We start from the raw sequence: 5408 nt of genomic DNA, 5'->3' as shown, positions 1-5408 counted from the left end.
CCGCCATCCCACGGATAGCCCGCTGTTGCTGTTGATGTTGCTGTTGCATCGGCCTCTGCAGGTGCAGGGCTGCAAGCCCGGCCGACCAACCCCTTGATTTCGGGACAATCACCCCTACCCCTTGGCGAGGCCGCACGCGCTGGCGCGGCATTGCACATGGAGCCCTATCGATGACCGAGACCACCCAGACCGAAACCCTTGGCTTCCAGACCGAAGTCAAGCAACTGCTGCAGCTGATGATCCACTCGCTGTACTCCAACAAGGAAATCTTCCTGCGCGAGCTGGTCTCCAACGCTGCCGACGCCGCCGACAAGCTACGCTTCGAGGCCCTGACCCAGCCGGCGCTGCTGGAAGGCGACAGCGAGCTGCGCGTGCGCGTCAGCTTCGACGCCGCCGCCCACACCATCACCATCGAAGACAACGGCATTGGCATGAGCCGCGCCGAAGCCATCGCCCACCTCGGCACCATCGCCAAGTCCGGCACCGGCGACTTCCTGCGGCAGCTGTCCGGCGACCAGAAGAAGGATTCGCAGCTGATCGGCCAGTTCGGCGTCGGCTTCTACAGCGCTTTCATCGTCGCCGACGAAGTGGAAGTGACCTCGCGCCGCGCCGGCCTGGCTGCGGCCGAAGGCGTGCGCTGGACCTCGCGTGGCGAAGGCGATTTCGAAGTGGCCACGGTCGACAAGGCCGAGCGCGGTACCCGCATCGTGCTGCACCTGAAGGACGGCGAGCACGACTTCGCCGAGGGCTGGCGCCTGCGCAGCATCCTCAAGAAGTACTCGGACCACATCGGTCTGCCGATCCAGATGCCGAAGGAAGGTGGCGAAGAAGGCGCCACCGTCGAGTGGGAGACCGTCAACCGCGCCAGCGCGCTGTGGACCCGCCCGCGCACCGAGATCAGCGACGCCGAGTACACCGAGTTCTACAAGCACGTAGCGCACGACCATAGCGACCCGCTGGCGTGGAGCCACAACAAGGTCGAGGGCAAGCTGGAGTACACCTCGCTGCTGTACGTGCCCGGCCGCGCGCCGTTCGACCTGTACCACCGCGATGCGCCCAAGGGCCTGAAACTGTACGTGCAGCGCGTGTTCGTGATGGACCAGGCCGAGCAGTTCCTGCCGCTGTACCTGCGCTTCATCAAGGGCGTGGTCGATTCCAACGACCTGTCGCTGAACGTCTCGCGCGAGATCCTGCAGTCCGGCCCGGTCATCGATTCGATGAAATCGGCGCTGACCAAGCGTTCGCTGGACATGCTGGAGAAGCTGGCCACCGACAAGCCCGAGCAGTACGCCACGTTCTGGAAGGAGTTCGGCCAGGTGCTGAAGGAAGGCCCGGCCGAGGACTACAACAACCGCGAGAAGGTGGCCGGCCTGCTGCGCTTCGCCTCCACCCGTGGCGACGGCGATGCGCAGAGCGTGTCGCTGGCCGATTACATCGGCCGCATGACCGAAGGCCAGGACAAGATCTACTACCTCACCGGCGAGAGCTACAGCCAGGTGCGCAACAGTCCGCACCTGGAAGTGTTCCGCAAGAAGGGCGTGGAAGTGCTGCTGCTGACCGACCGCATCGACGAGTGGCTGATGGGCTACCTGACCGATTTCGACGGCAAGGGCTTCGTCGACATCGCCCGTGGCGATCTCGACCTGGGCGCACTGGAAACCGATGCGGACAAGCAGGCACAGGAAGCGGCAGCAAAGGACAAGCAGGGCCTGGTCGAGCGGCTCAAGACGGTCCTGGGTGACGAAGTGGCCGAGGTGCGCGTGTCGCACCGCCTGACCGATTCGCCGGCGGTGCTGGCCATCGGCGAGCAGGACCTCGGCCTGCAGATGCGCCAGATCCTGGAAGCCAGCGGGCAGAAGGTGCCGGACAGCAAGCCGGTGCTGGAGATCAACCCGGGCCATCCGCTGATCGCCAAGCTCGACGCTGAAGCCGATGGCGCGCGCTTCGACGACCTCGGCCGGGTGCTGTTCGACCAGGCCGCGCTGGCCGCCGGTGACAGCCTGAAGGATCCGGGTGCCTATGTGGCGCGCCTGAACAAGCTGCTGCTGGAGCTGTCGGCCTGATCGAGGCGGTGGTCGCCGGGCATGGCCCAGCGGTGCCTTGGTAGAGGCCAACCTTGGTTGGCGCCCCAAAAGCGTGCCAACCAAGGTTGGCACCTGCCAGGGGCGGCGGTTGGCAGCTACCGAGGCGGGCTGCTCAGGCGTCGCGATCCAGCAGCGCGCCCAGCACCTGGTCCTGGCGGCGGATCACCGTGGCATTGGCAGCGAAGGCCACCACCTCGGCTTTCGCCGCCAGCAGATCTCCCAGCGGCGCGGTGGCATCGGCACCGGCGGGAATCACCGAGGCCTGCACCCCACCCTGCTCAGCGGCGCCACGCTGCAACTGCAGGCGCTGGGCATCGGGGGTCGCCAGATTGGCCACGTTGTGCGCGGCCACCTGCACGCCCTGCTGGGCCGCGCGCATCCCGCTGAGGGCGATTCCCATCACGTTGTCCATGGCGGTCTCCGGGCCGCTCCGCGCAACCCTCCGGACCGGTTAACGGCCGGCCGGCCGCGACCTTGAGTCCACATCGGCCCGACAGGCCCGAGTGGTAGCATATCCCTCTGATTTCAGCGCCTTTTGCCAATGCTCAGTTTTTTCCGCCGCAAGAAGCCCCAGGATGCCCCCACCGCGGAGGCGTCCAAGACCCAGCACTACTCGGCTGAAGAGCTGGCGGCGGCGTTCCCGTCGGCCGCCCCGGCCGAAGACGCACCCACCGCCGCGGTGGTCGAAGCCAATGCACCCGCGCCTGCACCGGAATCGGCCCCGGTCGCCCAAGTGCCAGCTGCGCAGCCGGCCACCGCGCCCGAGGACGTCCAGGCTGAAGCGCTCGCTGCGGCTGCTGTGCTGGCTCCTCTGGCTCCGGTCATTCCGGTCGAGGAACCCACCGCCCCGGCCACCGACCTGCCTGCGCTGGTGGATGCCCCTCCGGCGCCCGCCGGCAAGCCCGGCTGGCGCGAGCGCCTGCGCAACAGCGTCATCGCGCGCAGCTTCGGCGGCCTGTTCTCGCGCAACCCCAAGCTCGACGACGATCTGCTGGACGAGCTGGAAACCGCCCTGATCACCGCCGACGTCGGCGTGGGCGCCACCACCGATCTGGTCGAGGGCCTGCGCAAGCGCATGAAGTCGCGCGAGTTCGCCGACGCCAATGCGCTGCTGGCCGCGCTGCGCGCCGAGCTGATCGCGATCCTGCAGCCGGTGGCCAAGCCGCTGGTGATCGACCGCAATGCCAAGCCCTTCGTAGTGCTCACCGTCGGCGTCAACGGCGTCGGCAAGACCACCACCATCGGCAAGCTGGCCAAGCGCTTCAAGGATGACGGCCACAGCCTGATGCTGGCTGCCGGCGATACCTTCCGCGCCGCCGCCGTGGCCCAGCTGCAGGCCTGGGGCGAGCGCAACGGCGTGGCCGTGGTTGCGCAGGGGCAGAACGCCGATGCCGCTTCGGTGGCATTCGACGCGCTGCAGGCCGGCAAGGCCCGCGGCACCTCGGTGCTGATCGCCGATACCGCCGGCCGCCTGCACACCCAGTCCGGGCTGATGAACGAGCTGGGCAAGATCCGCCGCGTGCTCGGCAAGATCGACCCCACCGCCCCGCACGAAGTGCTGATGGTGATCGACGGCACCACCGGTCAGAACGCGCTGTCGCAGCTGCGCCAGTTCAATGCCGCAGTGAACGTGACCGGCCTGGTGGTGACCAAGCTGGACGGCACCGCCAAGGGCGGCGTGGTGTTCGCACTGGCCCGCGAGTTCGGCATTCCGATCCGCTTCGCCGGCATTGGCGAGCGCCCGGAAGACCTGCGCGTGTTCGACCCGGAAGCCTTCGTCGACGCCCTGCTGCCCGAAGCATTGGGCGCCTGATACACCGTGCAGCCACGCATGGCGTGGCTCTACTGCGATCTGGTAGAGCCACGCCATCGGTGGCTGCCTCCTTCCGGAACACTGATGCCCCGCCAGCCGCACGCCAGCCCCGACACTGCCAAGGAAGACGACTTCGTCGCCCGCCTGCTGCACTGGTTCGACGACCACGGTCGCCATGACCTGCCCTGGCAGCACCCGCGCAGCCCCTATCGGGTCTGGTTGTCGGAGATCATGCTGCAGCAGACCCAGGTGGCCACGGTCATCCCGTACTTCCAGCGGTTCCTGCAGCACTTCCCAACCCTGCCCGAGCTCGCCGCCGCCAGCAATGACGCGGTGATGGCGCAGTGGGCCGGGCTCGGCTACTACGCCCGCGCACGCAACCTGCATGCCGCCGCAAAGCGCTGCGTGGAACTGCACGACGGCGACCTGCCGCGCGATTTCGATGCATTGCATGCCCTGCCCGGCATCGGCCGCAGCACCGCCGGTGCGATCCTCAGCCAGGCATGGAACGATCGGTTCGCGATTCTCGACGGCAACGTCAAGCGCGTGCTCAGCCGCTACCACGGCATCGACGGCTTTCCCGGCCTGCCGGCCATCGAGAAACAACTGTGGGCGATTGCCCAGGCGCACGTCGCGCAGGTGCCGGCCGGGCGCATGGCCGATTACACCCAGGCGCAGATGGATCTGGGCGCGACGGTATGCAGCCGGGCCAAGCCGGCCTGCGTGATCTGCCCGCTGCAGGACGCGTGCGTGGCGCGGCGCGAAGGCCGCACCGCTGAACTGCCCACGCCCAAGCCCAGCAAGACCCTGCCCGAACGCGAAGCGGTCGCCCTGCTGCTGCGCGACGCCCAGCAACGCGTGCTGCTGCAGAAGCGACCGGACACCGGCATCTGGGCGCAGCTGTGGACGCTGCCGCAGGCCGAGGCCGGCAGCGACCTGCAGGACTGGTTCGACGCACATGTCGACGGCTCGCTGGAAGATGCAGAGGAACTGCCGGTGCTGCAGCACACCTTCAGCCACTACAGGCTGCACCTGCAGGTATTGTCACGGAAGGTGCGCGGCCTGCGTGTGGAAGAACCCACGCTGCGCTGGGTCGCCAACGACGAGCTACCCGCATTGGGCCTGCCGGCACCGATCCGCAAACTGCTCGACGGCGCCACGATCAAGACGCCGAAACGAACTCCCAAGAAATCCCGCAACCACGAGTGAGTGCCATGCCCCGAACCGTCTTCTGCCAGTACGAACAACGCGATGCCGAGGGCCTGGACTTCGTGCCCTACCCCGGTGAGCTGGGCCAGCGCATCTTCAACAACATCGGCAAGCAGGCCTGGGCCGCGTGGCTGGCGCACCAGACCATGCTGATCAACGAGAACCGGCTGTCGCCGCGCACCCCGGAGCATCGTGCGTTTCTTGAAGGCGAACTGGTCAAGTTCCTGTTCGAGAAGGACGCAGAGAAGCCGGCTGGCTTCGTTCCGGAAGCCTGACCTGCCGGTAGCGCCGGGCCATGCCCG

General features: G+C 67.5%; 5 protein-coding genes. 4 read left to right on the top strand and 1 reads right to left on the bottom strand.

The annotated features are described in order from the left end of the window. Nucleotides 1-170: 170 nt before the first annotated feature. Nucleotides 171-2063 carry a molecular chaperone HtpG gene (gene htpG, locus HMPREF3114_RS08905; RefSeq protein ID WP_053501183.1) on the top strand — a complete coding sequence of 631 codons (1893 nt, stop codon included), beginning with the start codon at nucleotides 171-173 and terminating at the stop codon, nucleotides 2061-2063. Nucleotides 2064-2196: 133 nt separating this feature from the next. On the opposite strand, the gene HMPREF3114_RS08900 is transcribed toward htpG, so the two are convergent. After that, nucleotides 2197-2496, bottom strand: a complete 300-nt coding sequence (locus HMPREF3114_RS08900) for a hypothetical protein (protein ID WP_053501181.1) — start codon at nucleotides 2494-2496, stop codon at nucleotides 2197-2199. Between the two features lie 129 nt (nucleotides 2497-2625). Here HMPREF3114_RS08900 and ftsY point away from each other — a divergent pair, with 129 nt between their 5' ends. From ftsY to HMPREF3114_RS08885, 3 genes are all read left to right on the top strand, one after another. After that, a complete protein-coding gene (ftsY, locus tag HMPREF3114_RS08895; protein WP_053501179.1) occupies nucleotides 2626-3897 on the top strand; it encodes a signal recognition particle-docking protein FtsY in 1272 nt (423 codons plus the stop codon). An 84-nt stretch (nucleotides 3898-3981) separates the two neighbouring features. Continuing rightward, a complete protein-coding gene (mutY, locus tag HMPREF3114_RS08890; RefSeq protein ID WP_053501177.1) occupies nucleotides 3982-5106 on the top strand; it encodes an A/G-specific adenine glycosylase in 1125 nt (374 codons plus the stop codon). A gap of 5 nt (nucleotides 5107-5111) precedes the next feature. Further along, the gene (locus HMPREF3114_RS08885) at nucleotides 5112-5381 is read left to right on the top strand and encodes an oxidative damage protection protein (RefSeq protein WP_019661206.1); all 270 of its coding nucleotides are present in this window, start codon (nucleotides 5112-5114) and stop codon (nucleotides 5379-5381) included. Nucleotides 5382-5408: the final 27 nt, after the last annotated feature.

The organism is Stenotrophomonas sp. HMSC10F07 (assembly GCF_001807895.1).
GTDB lineage: Bacteria > Pseudomonadota > Gammaproteobacteria > Xanthomonadales > Xanthomonadaceae > Stenotrophomonas > Stenotrophomonas sepilia.
The sequence above is the reverse complement of the archived record's forward strand: the minus strand, read 5'-3'. Positions and strand labels throughout refer to the sequence as shown.